17 protein-coding genes and 1 pseudogene are annotated in these 16,462 nt (G+C 43.5%); 5 read left to right on the top strand and 13 right to left on the bottom strand.

Annotated elements, in window-relative coordinates:
- The 6 genes and pseudogenes from L1070_RS12060 to L1070_RS12035 all read right to left on the bottom strand — a co-directional run.
- Positions 1–142 (bottom strand): annotated as a pseudogene (locus L1070_RS12060) (2OG-Fe(II) oxygenase); the annotation flags it as partial.
- A 120-nt stretch (positions 143–262) separates the two neighbouring features.
- Positions 263–628 carry a hypothetical protein gene (locus L1070_RS12055; protein ID WP_237125731.1) on the bottom strand — a complete coding sequence of 122 codons (366 nt, stop codon included), beginning with the start codon at positions 626–628 and terminating at the stop codon, positions 263–265.
- 116 nt (positions 629–744) lie between these two features.
- Entirely contained in the window at positions 745–1,086 is a 342-nt protein-coding gene (locus L1070_RS12050; protein WP_237125730.1) for a DUF6694 family lipoprotein, read from the bottom strand.
- A gap of 112 nt (positions 1,087–1,198) precedes the next feature.
- Positions 1,199–1,894 carry a hypothetical protein gene (locus tag L1070_RS12045; protein ID WP_237125729.1) on the bottom strand — a complete coding sequence of 232 codons (696 nt, stop codon included), beginning with the start codon at positions 1,892–1,894 and terminating at the stop codon, positions 1,199–1,201.
- A gap of 221 nt (positions 1,895–2,115) precedes the next feature.
- Positions 2,116–2,460, bottom strand: coding sequence for a hypothetical protein (locus L1070_RS12040; RefSeq protein ID WP_237125728.1), 345 nt, complete (start codon positions 2,458–2,460; stop codon positions 2,116–2,118).
- 116 nt (positions 2,461–2,576) lie between these two features.
- Positions 2,577–3,179: a hypothetical protein gene (locus L1070_RS12035; RefSeq protein WP_237125727.1), complete on the bottom strand. Its 603-nt coding sequence runs from the start codon at positions 3,177–3,179 to the stop codon at positions 2,577–2,579.
- Positions 3,180–3,531: 352 nt separating this feature from the next.
- On the opposite strand from L1070_RS12035, the gene L1070_RS12030 reads away from it, so the two are divergent.
- A complete protein-coding gene (locus L1070_RS12030; protein WP_237125726.1) occupies positions 3,532–4,488 on the top strand; it encodes an integron integrase in 957 nt (318 codons plus the stop codon).
- 54 nt (positions 4,489–4,542) lie between these two features.
- On the opposite strand, the gene L1070_RS12025 is transcribed toward L1070_RS12030, so the two are convergent.
- From L1070_RS12025 to L1070_RS11995, 7 genes are all read right to left on the bottom strand, one after another.
- Entirely contained in the window at positions 4,543–5,304 is a 762-nt protein-coding gene (locus tag L1070_RS12025; protein WP_070986973.1) for an SDR family oxidoreductase, read from the bottom strand.
- A gap of 5 nt (positions 5,305–5,309) precedes the next feature.
- On the bottom strand, positions 5,310–6,197 hold the full coding sequence (gene mmsB / locus L1070_RS12020; protein WP_237125725.1) for a 3-hydroxyisobutyrate dehydrogenase: 888 nt from the start codon (positions 6,195–6,197) through the stop codon (positions 5,310–5,312).
- Between the two features lie 10 nt (positions 6,198–6,207).
- Positions 6,208–7,347 (bottom strand): enoyl-CoA hydratase/isomerase family protein, encoded by a 1,140-nt coding sequence (locus L1070_RS12015; protein WP_237125724.1) that lies wholly within the window; start codon positions 7,345–7,347, stop codon positions 6,208–6,210.
- Complete coding sequence (locus L1070_RS12010) at positions 7,347–8,123, bottom strand: enoyl-CoA hydratase (RefSeq protein WP_070986979.1); 777 nt, start codon at positions 8,121–8,123, stop codon at positions 7,347–7,349. The genes L1070_RS12015 and L1070_RS12010 overlap by 1 nt, the downstream gene beginning before the upstream one ends.
- 10 nt (positions 8,124–8,133) lie before the next feature.
- A complete protein-coding gene (locus L1070_RS12005; RefSeq protein ID WP_237125723.1) occupies positions 8,134–9,291 on the bottom strand; it encodes an acyl-CoA dehydrogenase family protein in 1,158 nt (385 codons plus the stop codon).
- An 85-nt stretch (positions 9,292–9,376) separates the two neighbouring features.
- Complete coding sequence (locus L1070_RS12000) at positions 9,377–10,867, bottom strand: CoA-acylating methylmalonate-semialdehyde dehydrogenase (protein ID WP_237125722.1); 1,491 nt, start codon at positions 10,865–10,867, stop codon at positions 9,377–9,379.
- A gap of 88 nt (positions 10,868–10,955) precedes the next feature.
- The gene (locus L1070_RS11995; protein ID WP_237125721.1) at positions 10,956–12,134 is read right to left on the bottom strand and encodes an acetyl-CoA C-acyltransferase; all 1,179 of its coding nucleotides are present in this window, start codon (positions 12,132–12,134) and stop codon (positions 10,956–10,958) included.
- Between the two features lie 320 nt (positions 12,135–12,454).
- Between L1070_RS11995 and L1070_RS11990 the strand changes: the two genes are divergently transcribed.
- The 4 genes from L1070_RS11990 to L1070_RS11975 are packed head-to-tail and all read left to right on the top strand — an operon-like array spanning position 12,455 to position 16,459.
- Complete coding sequence (locus tag L1070_RS11990) at positions 12,455–12,850, top strand: MerR family DNA-binding transcriptional regulator (protein ID WP_070986986.1); 396 nt, start codon at positions 12,455–12,457, stop codon at positions 12,848–12,850.
- Between the two features lie 20 nt (positions 12,851–12,870).
- Entirely contained in the window at positions 12,871–14,046 is a 1,176-nt protein-coding gene (locus tag L1070_RS11985; RefSeq protein WP_070986988.1) for an isovaleryl-CoA dehydrogenase, read from the top strand.
- Positions 14,047–14,056: 10 nt separating this feature from the next.
- Positions 14,057–15,664: a carboxyl transferase domain-containing protein gene (locus L1070_RS11980; protein ID WP_070986990.1), complete on the top strand. Its 1,608-nt coding sequence runs from the start codon at positions 14,057–14,059 to the stop codon at positions 15,662–15,664.
- A gap of 12 nt (positions 15,665–15,676) precedes the next feature.
- Positions 15,677–16,459 (top strand): enoyl-CoA hydratase-related protein, encoded by a 783-nt coding sequence (locus tag L1070_RS11975; RefSeq protein WP_237125720.1) that lies wholly within the window; start codon positions 15,677–15,679, stop codon positions 16,457–16,459.
- The last annotated feature ends 3 nt before the right edge of the window (positions 16,460–16,462 follow it).

Below are 16,462 nucleotides of genomic sequence, written 5' to 3'. Positions count from 1 at the left end.
GTGGTATTTCGCTACCTTCAGGAAACTTAAGCAAATATGTATCAAACTTTATCGGCCAGCTTGCTCCGCAAAGTAACATTTTATCGTAGCCAGTGTTTTGCCTTCCTCGCTCCCAACGAAATAATTTACTTAGAAAAGACATTCTAACTCTCGAAACACCTAACGCCGCCTTAAGCGGTGAGTAATCGTTGGCTATAATGTGAAGCGAAGCGGAACCGAGCCAGCTGTTACGAGTCCGACTTGAAAACCCTTGTTAGCGTGTTTAATTGCATTGCCCAATTAATATATTAAAATCACACGAGTTTTGTAAAATAAACATAATTGGGATTGCGAGAATAGCCAGTAGAAGAAACGCGCACCAAAATAAGATTTTACTTTTAATATTATATTTTTGAAACAAGGCTTCTAGACAGTAGTAAACCACAATTGAACCAGCTGCAATAGCGCAATATGCCATCCACAGACCAAAAATTGTCTGTATAACCTTTTGAAAGCTCCAATCAAAATAATAAAATGCAGCAACTATACAGCCTATTACAGCAAGAAAAGTTCCGTAAGCAAGGTACTCTTTAAAGTGATCTTTAAATGTATAAGGGACTAATTTTCCATCGACTGTTTTGAAACTCACCACATCTCCTTTCCTTGCACGCTAACGCCCGATTAACGGGTAAAAAATTGTGGGCTAAAATTGAGCGAAGCGAATAGCCACCAAGTTTTTCATCACTGTTGAATTGCTTGTTATATTTATTTTGTCTCTATACTAACTTTAGTTGGTGAGATCTTCGCTAAATCTAAGACACCGTAGTAATTTAATCCGTCAATTTTTTTGCCAATAATGAAATAATTCAATTCATTAATCATTGTAGGATCATCAATTACGTCATTAACACTTTTAACATCTGAAAATTGAATTGCCATTAAGGCCATCATAAATTCTATTTGTTCAGCAGCCTTTAAACGCTTTGCGACTTTAGAAATGCCATCTTGAGTTGATTCAATTGTTGAACCGTCAAATACAAAATCCTTTTTTATGCTAGCGCAAGCGCTAAAAAGCAAAACTGTGATAACTATCAGTAAATTTTTCATCGAATATCCTTGTAAATATAACGCCCCGCTAAACGGCGAGCGTTAGCGAGTCCGGTGGAGGCCACGCTTTTTGTGGCCGGAACGAATTTGAGCGGCTTGTTACACGCGAAGCTCATATTTGAGCTCCTATTGCCATTAAAAACGCATCGTTTTCTTTGTCAAAGAATTTCCTGCAATCTTCATTGTTGGTAATGCAGTTGCTAAGACCCGATAATTCGATTCCAGCCCAAGATTCTAAAGTGTACGTGATGGTATTGAATGGCCACCAGCATACGGCCAGCATCAGGTGCCCCATCTGAAGAAGTACCTTGTAAGATTTCTGCTGCATAAACTGCAATAGCTCTTGCGGTATGTCGCTATGTGCTGTGATATGCCAAGTTGGACTAAAACTCCAAAGATACTCTGACTCTTTGGTGGTGGCAGCAAAGATCCCCACATTTTTTGGAATTGCTATTCCGCCGCTAGAGTAAAATTCTTTAGAATGAGTTTCACAAACGAAGTTTTGAGGGGCATTTGTAGAACTACTCAACGCGGCGGTGGTTTTAAAACCCCAGCGAGCTAGGCTATTCCGTTCTTTCTGTGTTATTTGATTTATGTCCGTTTCACCGTCGATAAGTTTATAAATAAGAGGGATGACCTCCTTTTCTAATTTCGACATCCACCCGTTGTTACAGGTTTTGCATATTCGACCAGCAAGAAATCCTGAGTAAGTAAGTTCACGCTCGATTGGCAGATTAGATATATGGCCACCAGCAAAATCTCCACTAACTATCTTGGAGTGAGCATTCGAAAGCCCTTCTTTAGCCAATCCGTATTTCTGCTGAAGGTGATCAGGAATAATGTGTTCCTTCGCTCGCCTCGCCCCACTGCAGTCCTGATTACAGAATATACACCGCTTCATCGCTTAGACCGTGTAACGCTTTACTAAGAGGCAATTAACTGTTGGCTATACTTGCGCGAAGCGCCAAGCCAACTGTTAATTGTCCCAGTGAGTTTACGAACGAACTTGAGCAACTTGTTAGGCATTCTTTAGTTGCCTATCCAAATCAAGAATTTATCACCGAATCCCCAGACAATCGTCCCTACAAAAACAGCAAAATGAGATAAAGCTGAAAGCAAGTTGTGCCCTGAACTGTGTGTTAAGTCTGGTATACCGCTACCACCAAACACAGATGCTCCTTGTCCTTTTAACTGCCCAAATAACTTTTCTTTTTCTATTTTATAGAGCTCATATTCACTACAAACACCAAAAAGAACAACTAAAGAACCGAATCTAGCAAACCATTCTGGATCAAGACTTATTCCCAAGTGATATCCACCAATGCATGAGGTGAAAGCACCTATTATAAAAAGTATGGAAAATAGATATTTCATAATATTCCTTGATGCCTAACGCCGTTTTAAGCGGCAAATTACAGTTGGCTAAAATAAGTGAGGTACGAACAAAAAGCCAACTGTAATTTGTCCGACTTGAAAACCCTTGTTAGTTTTTAATTGGACATACTTATATTGTAATTTTTTTTCAATGTTTCATTTAAATGCTCTAGCGTATTTTTATTACTATTTGCCCACAATGTATCGTTGTTAACATAAATCTTTTTCTCATGACCAGATTTAAGCTTTATCACGATTTCATCCATTGGTATTTTTTTATCACTCTTATCAACAGGTAATAGCATTATTGCTTGAGATAGCCTTTGGTAGGCTGGGTAATTATCCTCTAACCAATCATAAACAGAAAAAACACCAACTATTAAATTTTTTGAGCTTACTTCTATTAAGTCATATTGAACATTTCGTTCTATTTCTCGAATAATAGTAACCTCTCCATTATGAGTGTATTTTGATTCTTTAATGTAGCTTCGTTCTATAATGTTATTTTTTGATGTGGTTTCAATTGGTTTCCAAAAATAAAGTGTTGTTAATACAACGCCCCCTACAAAAAGAAGAAAAACAAATGCAAATGCTGCTGAAGTTTTTTTACCAAGTTTTGATAGCTTAATATCAAATTTCTTAGATATTAGGTAAAAAACAATTAAAGCGACTCCAGGTACTCCTAGTGGAATAACGAGTTCAATTAATTTTAAATCCAACTACTGCCCCTTATTTTAAAAACTAACAGTGTATTAGCGTGAATTCGCGTTAATGTTCTACCCATTAGCCCTAATACACACCAATTATAAATTTTAATTACGCCGAATATTAGCATGTTAACTTCTATTTTGCCCTTAAAAAGCCAACAGCCACCTTAAAACAAAACGAGAATCTACTTAAACGCGAATAAGTCAATCTACCTGAAATAGTCGAATCTAATTACAATCAATTAGATAGGCTACCTTTCGAGCCTTGGGTCGTACAATCGAAACATAAATTAACGGGGTCTCTAGTTGCAAAATTTGATGCCTTAAATTATACCTGTACAAAACCACAGTAAATGGATTTACGATGAACAAGTCACCTTTTTTGGAGTCTGTACGTGTTGAGCTTAGAACTCGTCGCTATAGTTTGAAAACTGAAAAAGCTTATCTACATTGGATCAAACGGTTTATTTTGTTTAATGATAAGCGCCACCCAGAAGCAATGAGCAACGTTGAGATTGAGCGTTTTCTTAATCATTTAGCTTGTAACAGGCTTGTAAGTGCTGCAACTCAAAACCTTGCGCTATGCGCCATCATATTTTTATATCGCTATATCATACAACGAGAAATTAAAGGTTTAAATTACGCTTCTAGCCAAGTAGAAAAAGCATTGCCTACCGTACTCACACATGATGAAGCAACACAAATAATTAGTCATTTGCATGGCAAATATGCACTCATCGCGAACATGCTATACGGTAGCGGCTTACGTATAAATGAAGCGTTATCCTTGAGAGTGAAAGATTTAGACTTTAATCAAGGTACAATTTTTGTGTTTAGGGGCAAGGGTAAAAAAGACCGCTACACGCTACTACCAAAAAGTTTGCATCAGCCATTACAACAACAAATAGAAAAGGTAAAACAATTACATAAGCGCGATCTAAGCGAAGGCTTTGGCATGGCGTCTTTGCCAGCGTCTCTTGTCAGAAAATATCAGCATGCAGTGAAAGATTTCACGTGGCAATATCTATTTCCTTCAAGCACACGATGTGTGCATCCGTATGATAACTACATATGCCAACACCACTTACATGAAACAACTTTTCGCAAAGCACTGCGTGTCGCTTTACTAAAGACGGACATATGTAAGCGAGTAAAAGCGCACACTTTTAGGCATTCATTAGCGACTGAATTGTTACAATCTGGCTCAGATATACGCACTGTACAAACGTTGCTTGGGCATGAAGACGTTAAAACTACACAAATTTATACTCACGTAATTGGCGATACATTTGCCTACACAAACAGTCCTATCGACAAATAAAAAAGGCATGTACCAAAAAGTACATGCCTTTTCAAATTATAAACTCACGCTTGATTACAAGCGAATACCGCCGTCAATCTCTACTACACGACCTGTGAAAAAGTCGTTTTCAATGATGTACTTCGCAGTGTGAGCGATTTCTTGTGCTTCGCCTAAACGCCCTACTGGTTTCATTTTCAGTAAGCGCTCTTTAGCTTCTGGCTTCATTGCGTCTGTCATCGTGGTGCGGATCACGCCCGGTGCAATCGCACCAACACGAATACCGAAACGGCCCAACTCTTTTGCCCAGCTCGTCGTCATAGCCACTACACCCGCCTTTGCAGCCGAGTAATTGGTCTGCCCCATGTTGCCAGAACGAGCAACACTCGACATATTGATGATCACGCCACCTTCGCCCGCTTCCACCATTTTTGCAGCCGCCTCACGACCACACAGGAACACGCCCGTCAGGTTTACATCAATCACAGACTGAAACTGCGATAACGCCATCTTATCAACGATTTTGCCTTCTTTGGCTTTAAGCAATAGGCCATCGCGCAAAATGCCCGCGTTATTGATAAGCACGGCAATATTGCCACTATCCGCTTGTATTGCATTAAATACCGCTTCAACTTCACTTTCAACACTGACATTGGCCACATAGGTGTGTACCTCTGCGCCCAGCGCTGTCAGCTGTGCTTTAGCATTTGCTAACACTTCCTCTTGCATATCAATCAGTGCCAGTTTTGCACCAGATTTTGCAAGCTCAGTGGCCATTGCAAAACCTAAGCCTTGCGCGCCACCGGTGATCACTACGGTTTTATTATTAATATCCATAGGGTTTACTTTTCACTATATAATTTAAAAATTGCACTAAAATCTTCAGCGCCTTTACCTTGATTTTGCATCAAGTTGTAGAGGTTTTTGGCCATTGCACCAAGTGGTGTCGCTGAATTTGTTTGTTGCGCGGCTTGCTGTGCTAGCCCCAAGTCTTTTGCCATCAGGTCAACCATAAAACCTGGTTTATACCCATTTGAGCTTGGTACGTTTTCTAGCACATTCGGGCATGGGTTATACACCTCAAGTGTCCAGTTACGACCTGAACTGTTTAACATGATTTCACTGAGTACTTTTGGGTCTAAGCCATGGTCAATGCCCATTTGCAACGCTTCGCTCGTTCCTGCCATCAATATGCTCAACAGCATATTGTTACAAATTTTAGCGACTTGGCCTGCACCTATGTTACCGGCATGGAATATGTTCTTTCCCATATCCGTTAAGATACTGTTAGCACGATTAAAGTCAGCCTCTGAACCACCTACGATGAAAGTCAATGTTCCCGCAGCTGCACCGGCAACACCACCAGATACCGGCGCATCAACAAAGCTCACGCCTGCCTTTGCTAATTCATTACCCACAAACTGCGCAGATTCCGCATCAATTGTAGAGCAATCAATTACCAAAGTTGACTTATCTAGATGATTGATAAGACCATTTTCGCCACAGTAGATCATACGTACATGTTTACCCGCAGGCAGCATGCTTACAACAAAGTCCGCGTCTTCGCATACTTGTTCAACACTGCTTGCACCTTGTGCGCCTTGCGAACTCAATTCTGCAACGGCACTTTCGCTTAAATCAAACACAGTGACTGAGTGACCTGCTCTCACAAGGTTGCTGGCCATTGGCCCACCCATGTTACCGAGCCCAATAAATCCTATCTTTGCCATGTTTTGCTCCTTACATATCCGCTAATGGGTGCGTATCGTCCGACCATTTCGGCGTTAAAAACGCAGCAACAGCTTCATCTGTTACATCACTGACTGAGCTAAATTGCCATTTTGGTGTACCGTCTTTGTCAATCAACAAAGCACGCACACCTTCTTGAAACTCACCACTTTGACCTGCTTGAACCGACATACCCAGCTCAAACATAAAGCACTCTTTGAGGCTTTTTCCCTGACCGGCTTTTAATTGCTCACTCACCAAAACAGCACTTAATGCAGAGCCATGTTTAAGTGACTTCTGCGCTTTGCTTAACCATTTATTGTCGTCACTTGGTAGTGTCAAAATATAATCGACTTGCGCTTGAAGCGAGTCCAATGAGTTAAGCTCATTGAGCTGGTTTTGTATGCTTTGCAGCGCACTGTGTGGTGGCTGTGAAGACGCTTGTTCTAGCTCTTGTAATGACTGAGTGAGCTTTTCGTGGTTTGACTGTGCTGTGCTGCTCCAATCAACCCCCAACAAACCAGCCACCAACTCACCGTACTTGTCTGCATCAACAAAGTGATCAGCCAAACCTACATATTGAGCATCACTGGCATTGATTGATGCACCAGTTAATCCTAAAAATAACCCAACACCCTGTGGCATTTTGTTTAGGAAGTAGCTGCCACCTACATCGGGGTATAGTCCAATCGTGATCTCTGGCATAGCAATACGCGCAGACTCGGTAACCACTTTGTGGCTAGCGCCAGCCATCAAACCAAGGCCGCCCCCCATGATAATGCCATTACCCCAAAGTAGGATTGGCTTTTCATAGGTGTGAATTTGATAATCCAAGCGGTACTCTTGTGCAAAAAATGTTTGCACGTAGTCGTTACCATCATTAGCAGCCATGGCCTTGTACAGGCTGACAACATCACCACCTGCACAGAAAGCTTTTTCGCCCTCACCTTTGAGCACCACTATCGCGACTTTATCGTCTTTTGACCATGCATCTAACTGTGGTGCGAGTAAGCGGATCATATCCAAATTAAGTGCGTTGAGCGCTTTTGGTACGTTCAATGTTGCAAATGCGATTTGCATTCCATTGTCGCAATCTGCCAGTTCAAAAAGAACTGGCGCATCAGGCTCATTTAATAACTGTAATTTTGCCATTATCCATTCACCCAGTTTGGTTTGCGTTTCTCTAAGAATGCATTAACGCCTTCTTTTTGATCTTGCGTATCAAACAGGGTTACGAATAGCTCTCGTTCTAACGGCAATGCGCTATTGATTGTGCCAGTGCGACCTTTTTGGATCAGTGCTTTACAGGCTGTTACCGCAACAGGGCTTTGCTCACCGACTTTTTCAGCAAGTGCTATTGCAGCATTGAGTGCTTCACCCGTTTCGACCACTTCTTCAACTAAACCTATCTGCTGTGCTTTGTCTGCTTTTAAGCGCTCACCACACAAGATCATGCGCTTAGCCCAGCCTTCACCAACAAGCCACGACAGGTTTTGCGTACCGCCCGCACAAGGTAGTAGGCCTACTTTCGCCTCTGGTAATGCCATCTGAGCCTGTGATTCGGCAATACGAATATCACATGCTAGCGCAACTTCGAGGCCGCCGCCCATGGCAAAGCCATTGATAGCAGCAATCGAAACGCCTCTAAAATCGCTTAACGTTTCAAACGCCTCACCGAAAACTCGTGACATATCGGCGGCAACACCTTTGTCACCACTGGCAAACACATTTAAATCTGCGCCCGCTGAGAAGAACTTTTCGCCTTCGCCTGTTACCACAAGTGCGTAGATGTTTTTATCTGCGTTTAATTCGTTTACAAGTTCTTTTAAACCAACCAATGTATCACGAGTCCAAGTGTTCGCTGGCGGGTTACTCATGGTGATAATTGCGGTGTTACCTTGTTTTTCAAGCTTTAATTGTGCACTCATGATGTTCTCCTTATAAAACGCTTGCAGCGCCTTCGGCTAAAATACGACGTGCGATGATCACACGCATGATTTCGTTAGTACCTTCTAATATCTGGTGTACGCGTACATCACGCACATGACGCTCTAATGGATATTCTTTGATATAACCATAGCCACCATGAATTTGCAGCGCGTCGTCACACACTTTGAAGCCCACATCTGTGGCAAAGCGTTTCGCCATGGCGCAGTACGTGGTTTTCTCACTATCATTGGTATCTAATTTAAATGCAGCCAGACGCACCATTTGGCGTGCGGCAACAAGCTCTGTATTCATATCGGCAATTTTAAACTGTAAGGCTTGGAATGCAGCCAGAGGCTTGCCAAACTGTTCACGTTCTTGCATGTATTGTTTTGCGGTATTCAGTGCTTGCTGTGCTGTACCCAGAGAACATGTGGCGATATTGATACGACCACCGTCTAGGCCCTGCATGGCGAACTTAAACCCTTCACCTTCACTGCCAAGTAGATGATCGGCAGGAATACGCACGTTTTCTAGTGTAACTAAACGCGTTGGTTGGGCGTTCCAACCCATTTTTTCTTCTGCTTTACCATACACCACACCCTCGGCATTGGCAGGCACAACAAACGCAGAAATACCTTTAGGTCCGGCTTCGCCAGTGCGCGCCATTACCACTAAAACGTCAGTTTCACCTGCACCTGAGATAAACATTTTTGAGCCATTTAGAACGTATTCATCGCCTTCTTTAACAGCTTTGGTTTTCAAAGATGCAGCATCCGAACCTGAACCCGGCTCAGTCAAACAATATGACGCTAGCAACTCACCCATTACCAGTTGGTCAATGTAGGTTTCTTTTACTGCGTCAGTTCCAAAACTTGCAATCATCCAAGTGGCCATGTTGTGAATCGTCAACATCGCGGTGGTTGCTGTACACCCCATGGAAAGTTGCTCAAAAATAATGCTGGAGTCTAAACGTGATAAACCAAGGCCACCTGCTTCTTCTGGCGTGTATAAACCACAAAAGCCCAGTTCGCCCGCTTTTTTAATCACGTCTTTTGGAAAAATATGCTCGCGGTCCCAAAGTGCTGCATTAGGAGCCAGTTCACTCATAGCAAATTGATACGCGGTTTCAGCAAATGCCTGTTGATCTTCGGTTAGATTAAAGTCCATAAAGACCTCTTGTTGTGTTGATGACTAAGCCAGAGAGACTCTGGCTTAGTTAATAGTTATTCTAATAATCTTTTGAAACGCTGAATTACTTCAGGTCAATACTCATGTTTGGACCTGAAGCGATGTCATCTTCAAACCAACGTGAGGTAATGGTTTTTGTTTCTGTGTAAAAGCGCACGCCTTGCTTGCCGTACGTGTGTTGGTCACCGTAGAACGAACCTTTCCAACCTGTAAATGAGAAGAAAGGAAGTGGCACAGGAATTGGCACATTAATACCAACTTGACCTACTTCAATTTCATGTTGGAATTTACGCGCCGCAGCACCACTTGAGGTAAACAGTGATGTACCGTTACCGTAAGGGCTTGCATTGATAAGTGCAATCGCTTCGTCCAAACTATCAACAAACATACACGCTAACACTGGACCAAAGATTTCCTCTTTGTACAGGTCCATATCTGTGGTTACGTCAGTGAATAGCGTTGGACCCACCCAGTTACCTTGCTCATAACCCTCAACGGTAAAATCTGAGCCATCTAACAAACAGGTTGCGCCTTGCTCTTTTGCACTGGCAATAAGCGATAAAATACGCGCTTTTGCAGCAGGCGTTGTTTGCGGACCGTAAGCCGCTTCAGGATCATCCCAAACACCTGGGCGAACCTTTGATAAAGCTGCTTTTAAATCATCTACCCACTCTTTGGCCTGACCGACAAACACCGCAACAGAAATACCCATACAGCGCTGACCTGCTGCACCTACTGATGAGCCAACTAGGTTATTAATAAGTCGCTCTTTTTTAGAGTCTGGCATGATAACCATGTGGTTTTTAGCGCCAACACATGCTTGCACACGTTTAAGATGTTGTGTGCCTTTTGAATAAATATATTGACCCACACCGCAAGAACCAACAAATGAGATAGCGCGAATTTCAGGCGCTTCTAGAATGTGATCTACTTGCTCTTTAGTGCCATGTACCACTTGAAGTACACCCTTAGGCGCGCCCGCTTCTTCGAATAGCTCTACCAAGCGCATTGGCGTTAATGGATCTTGCTCTGATGGCTTAAGGATGAACGTGTTACCGCATACGATAGCCATCGGGAACATCCAAAGTGGGATCATTGCTGGGAAGTTAAATGGTGTAACACCGGCACATACGCCCAGCGGTTGCATGTATGAGTAAGTATCGATTTTGCGAGCAACGTTTTCTACTGTTTCACCCATCATCATTGATGGCGCATTTGCGGCCTGCTCAACAACTTCGATACCACGCCACACATCACCTTTAGCATCTTCAAAGGTTTTGCCTAGTTCATGACAAATGATGGTTGCCAACTCGTCATGATGCTCTTTTAGTAGGGCAGCGTAACGCATCATGATACGAGAGCGTTCAGTAACCGGTACTTCTTTCCAAGTTTTAAAGGTTTCTTGTGCCGAGTCAATTGCTGCGCGCATTTCTTGCTGTGTTGCGCAAGGCACTTTAGCCAGCACTTCTTGTGTTGCAGGGTTTACAACATCAATCCATTGTTCGGTTGATGATTGTGTGAATTCGCCGTTGATGTATAAAGGTACTTGGTGCATAGTGCACTCCTCCCCAAATTATGTGTCATGGCACCAAAGGCTATAATAGTTATCTTGCCTGATTACTTGGTGCCCTAAAAATGTGTGATTAGACTTCTACCGCCAATGCCACCGCTTCACCACCACCAATACATAGTGATGCAATACCTTTTGACAGGCCGCGATTGCGAAGTGCGTGAATAAGCGTCACAAGAATACGCGCACCACTTGCACCGATTGGGTGACCCAGTGCACATGCACCACCGTTTACGTTAACTTTGTTGCTGTCTAAGCCCATTTCATTAATCGCAAGCATAGTAACCATGGCAAAAGCTTCGTTGATTTCCCAAAGATCTACATCGTCTTTGCTCCAACCCGTACGCTCCAGCAAAGTATTCATTGCGCCCACTGGCGCTAACGTAAACTCAGACGGTAACTGTGAATGCGTTGCATGACCGGCAACCTTACAAAGCGGTGTTAATCCTTGACGTTTCGCCTCAGACTCGCTCATTAAAATAAGAGCAGCAGCACCATCTGAAATAGAAGAAGAGTTAGCAGCCGTTACGGTGCCGTCTTTTTTGAACGCAGGACGCAGGCTTGGAATTTTCTCAGGACGAGCGTTACCTGGCTGCTCATCTATGCTTACCTCAACATCACCCTTGCGAGTGCTAAGCGTAACGGGTGCGATTTCGCCCGCAAAGCTACCATTGTCGATGGCTGCATTGGCCTTGCTAAGTGAGCCTAGTGCAAATTCATCCATCTGCTCACGAGTAATACCGTATTGATCGGCTGTATCTTGTGCAAAACAACCCATTGCTTTGTTATCGTAGGCATCTTCTAAGCCATCCGCCATCATGTGATCTTTGATCTCACCGTGGCCCATACGCATACCACCACGCGCTTTTGGAATGAAGTAAGGTGAGTTAGTCATGCTTTCCATACCGCCAGCAATAGCAGAATTAATGCTACCTGCTTTTATTAAATCATGTGCAAGCATGGCAGCTTTTAAACCTGAACCACATACCTTGTTAATCGTGGTTGCGCCAGTTGAGCGAGCAAGACCCGCATGTAACATAGCTTGACGCGCTGGCGCCTGACCAAGACCTGCTGGTAATACACAGCCCATGATAACTTCTTCAATTGAGGCGTCACTTAGACCAGTTTCTGCCATCACGCTTTTAATAGCGGTTGCACCTAAATCCGTTGCACTTGCGCCGGCTAAAGCGCCCATGAAGCCACCCATTGGGGTACGTTTTGCGGCTACGATGACTACAGCATCATTACTCATTTTAAACTCCTATTCACAGATGCCGTTGGATATGGCACCCTGCTTAAACGATTCATCATTAATTTGAGCATACATAATATTTACGTTTACGCCAACGTAAATCTAAAATCAAGCAAAGTGCGTTGACTGGATCTGTAAACATAAGTTGCACACTAAGCTTTCCAAAGCGCGTTTTTACTCAGTTCTATGTCTATTTTTTGTCACATTCTGAGCCCTCATCGTAGATAGTACGAAAGTAGTATTTTTATACATTACTTTACCTTTACGTAAACTTCACTTATATTGGACAGATAAGTATTGAAGTCAATGTGTACATAACCATGCAAGATAACCATAACGAAGAAACCTATTCGATCAGTGAATTAGCGAAGGAATTCGACATCACCACGCGAAGCATCCGCTTTTATGAAGATCAAGGCTTGCTATCTCCCGAACGCCACGGGCAAACCCGTGTATATTCAAAACGCGACAGAGTACGCTTAAAACTGATATTACGCGGTAAACGTTTAGGATTTACATTGGCTGAGACTGGCCGTTTGTTTGAATTGTATGATGCTGACAAATCAAGTGCTAAACAGCTCTCGACTATGCTGCAATTAATAGAAGAGAAAAAAGCAGATTTAAGTCAGCAAATGGATGACATCAAAGTGGTGTTAATGGAGTTGGTAACTGCCGAACGCCGCTGTCGCGACACGTTAAAGAATCTAGAAGAATAATCTCTCACAGGATAAATAGTATGAGCACCGTATCTTTATATAAAGAAATGAACTTTGGTCTAGGCGAAACCGCCGATATGATCCGTGACCATGTAAACAGTTTCGCAAGCGCTGAAATTGCGCCATTGGCTGAAAAAACAGATTTAGAAAATAGCTTTCCTAACCAATTATGGCCACAATTTGGCGATATGGGTTTATTAGGTATCACCGTACCAGAAGAATTTGGTGGTGCAGGAATGGGCTATCTTGAGCACGTTGTTGCGATGGAAGAGATCAGCCGAGCGAGTGCATCAATCGGCCTCAGCTATGGCGCTCACTCAAACCTATGCGTTAACCAAATTAACCGTAACGGTAACGAAGCGCAAAAACGCAAATATCTACCTAAGCTTATCAGCGGTGAACACATCGGTGCCCTTGCAATGAGTGAGCCAAACGCAGGTTCTGACGTTGTATCAATGAAATTGAAAGCGGAAAAGCGTGGCGACAAATACATTCTAAACGGCAACAAAATGTGGATCACCAATGGTCCTGATGCTGACGTGTTAGTTATTTACGCTAAAACCGACTTAGAAGCTGGTTCAAAAGGTATTACCGCATTTTTGGTTGAAAAAGACTTCCCTGGTTTCTCGACAGCACAAAAGCTAGACAAACTGGGTATGCGCGGTTCAAACACCTGTGAGTTAGTGTTTGAAGACTGTGAAGTACCAGAAGAGAATATTCTTGGTCAATTAAACGAAGGCGTAAAAGTGCTCATGAGCGGTTTGGACTACGAGCGTGTAGTACTCGCGGCGGGCCCATTAGGTATCATGCAAGCATGTATGGACATTGTTGTTCCTTACATTCATGAGCGTAAGCAGTTCAACAAATCAATTGGTGAGTTCCAGCTTATTCAAGGCAAAGTGGCGGATATGTACACACAAATGAATGCAGCGCGTTCATACGTATACACTGTAGCTAAAGCCTGTGACCGAGGTGAAACAACTCGTAAAGATGCAGCAGGCGCTATCCTTTATGCCGCTGAGCTTGCAACCAAAATGGCCCTTGATGCCATTCAAATCTTAGGGGGCAACGGTTACATCAATGAATATGCAACTGGTCGCCTACTTCGCGATGCAAAATTATATGAAATTGGCGCAGGTACGTCGGAAATTCGCCGCATGCTAATTGGACGAGAGCTTTTCACAGAAAGCCGCTAAGGAATACCAAATGACTGTACTTAACTCTTCGGTTAACCCTCACGACAGTCAGTTTAAAGCAAACAGCGAAGCAATGGCTTCGCTGGTTGCTGATTTAAACGACAAAGTCGCTACATTATCTCAAGGTGGTGGTGAAGAACTTATCGCCCGTCATCAAAGCCGCGGAAAACTCTTTGTTCGCGATCGAATCAACACGCTACTTGATGAAGGTTCTCCCTTTTTAGAAATTTCGCAATTTGCCGCATTTGGCGTTTATGAGCAAGATATTCCTTGTGCTGGCGTAGTGGCAGGAATTGGTCGAGTGCAAGGCGTGGAGTGCATGATAGTCGGTAACGATGCGACCGTAAAAGGCGGAACCTACTTTCCGTTGACGGTTAAAAAGCACCTACGCGCGCAAGAAATCGCAGAACGCTGTCACCTTCCTTGTATTTATCTCGTGGATTCGGGCGGTGCGAACTTGCCGGAGCAAGACGAAGTGTTCCCAGACAAACTGCACTTTGGCCGTATTTTCTACAACCAAGCACGCATGTCTGCCAAAGGTATCCCACAAATTGCCGTGGTAATGGGCTTGTGTACCGCAGGTGGCGCTTATGTACCAGCGATGGCCGATGAGAGTATTATTGTCAAAGAACAAGGTACGATTTTCTTAGCGGGCCCACCGCTTGTTAAAGCGGCCACAGGTGAAGAAGTAAGCGCAGAAGACCTAGGTGGTGCTGATGTACACTGTAAAACGTCGGGTGTTGCCGATCACTATGCTGAAAATGATGAGCATGCGCTTTCAATTGCGCGCCAGTGTATTGCTCGTATTAATCATCAACGCCCTACTCGCCCTATTCTAAAAGACGTTAAACCACCTCGTTACGATATTCGTGAAGTCTACGGTATTGTTGGTACTGATTTGAAAAAGCCATTTGATGTGCGCGAAGTTATCGCTCGTATCGTTGATGACTCTCAGTTTGATGAGTTTAAACGCTATTTTGGTGAAACTTTGGTAACTGGCTTTGCAGAGATTTACGGCCACCCAGTTGGGATTGTCGCAAACAACGGCATTTTATTCTCTGAGTCAGCACAAAAAGGGGCTCACTTTATTCAACTGTGTGCGCAACGTGATATTCCGCTATTGTTTTTACAAAACATCACCGGATTTATGGTGGGTCAAAAATACGAAGCTGAAGGTATCGCTAAGCACGGTGCGAAGATGGTAACTGCGGTATCGTGTGCCGATGTGCCAAAATTCACCGTCCTCATCGGCGGCTCTTACGGCGCTGGCAACTACGGTATGTGTGGCCGAGCCTATGAACCCACCATGATGTGGATGTGGCCAAACGCGCGCATCTCTGTGATGGGCGGTGAGCAAGCTGCTGGCGTATTAACACAAGTACGTCAAGATGGTTTGGCACGTAAAGGTCAAAGTATGAATGATGAAGAAGTTGCCCAGTTCAAAAAGCCAATCATTGAGCAATATGAAAAACAAGGCCACCCTTACTATGCTAGTGCTCGTTTGTGGGACGACGGTATCATTGACCCTGCCGACACGCGCACGGTGTTAGGACTTGCGCTTGAAGCGGCCGCCAATGCACCACATAAAGAGTCAAAGTTTGGCATCTTTAGAATGTAATAGGAGCAGACTATGTCGGTCACTTTAACCATAGCAAAAACAAAAGTGGCGATTTTAGAGTTAAGTCGCCCCGAAAAACATAATGCCTTTGATGATGGCGTTATTGCCGAGTTGATCCAATGTATTGAACATGCCAACGGACTTGATATCAGAGCATTAGTGCTAAAGACCCAAGGTAAGCACTTTTCAGCAGGTGCAGACCTTGGTTGGATGAAGTCTATGGCTGATAACAACTACGAAGAAAACGTAGCAGACTCTGCAAAGCTAGCCAAGCTTATGTCGGTGCTAGCCACGTCTCCTCACCCAACAGTGTGCTTAGTACAAGGTGCGGCATTTGGTGGAGCGCTCGGGCTGATTGCCTGCTGTGACATCGCTATTGCCAGTCCTGATGCCAAATTCTGTTTGAGCGAAGTTAAACTTGGCTTGATCCCCGCTGTAATTAGCCCATATGTGATCAAAGCAATTGGGGAGCGTCAAGCTCGTCGTTACTTCTTAACCGCGGAAGTGTTTAAGGCAGAGCAAGCATTGGCTCTTGGGTTAATTCATGAAATCAGTGATGACCTCAATAAAAGCGAACAACATTTTATTGATACGCTGCTTAACAATGGTCCGGCCGCAGTCAAATCTGCTAAAGCCTTGATTAATGAAGTGGCGAATAAAACAATTGATGAACAATTGATAGCTCATACCGCCAAACGCATTGCCGAAATTCGTGTAAGCCCAGAAGGGCAAGAAGGGCTAAGTGCCTTTTTTGAAAAGCGTGCGCCAAGTTGGCAAAACGCGGCAAAACAGTAAAGG

Source organism: Pseudoalteromonas sp. MMG022, assembly GCF_021654245.1.
Classification (GTDB): Bacteria; Pseudomonadota; Gammaproteobacteria; order Enterobacterales; family Alteromonadaceae; genus Pseudoalteromonas; species Pseudoalteromonas amylolytica.
This window is presented reverse-complemented; position numbering and strand designations above follow the sequence as displayed.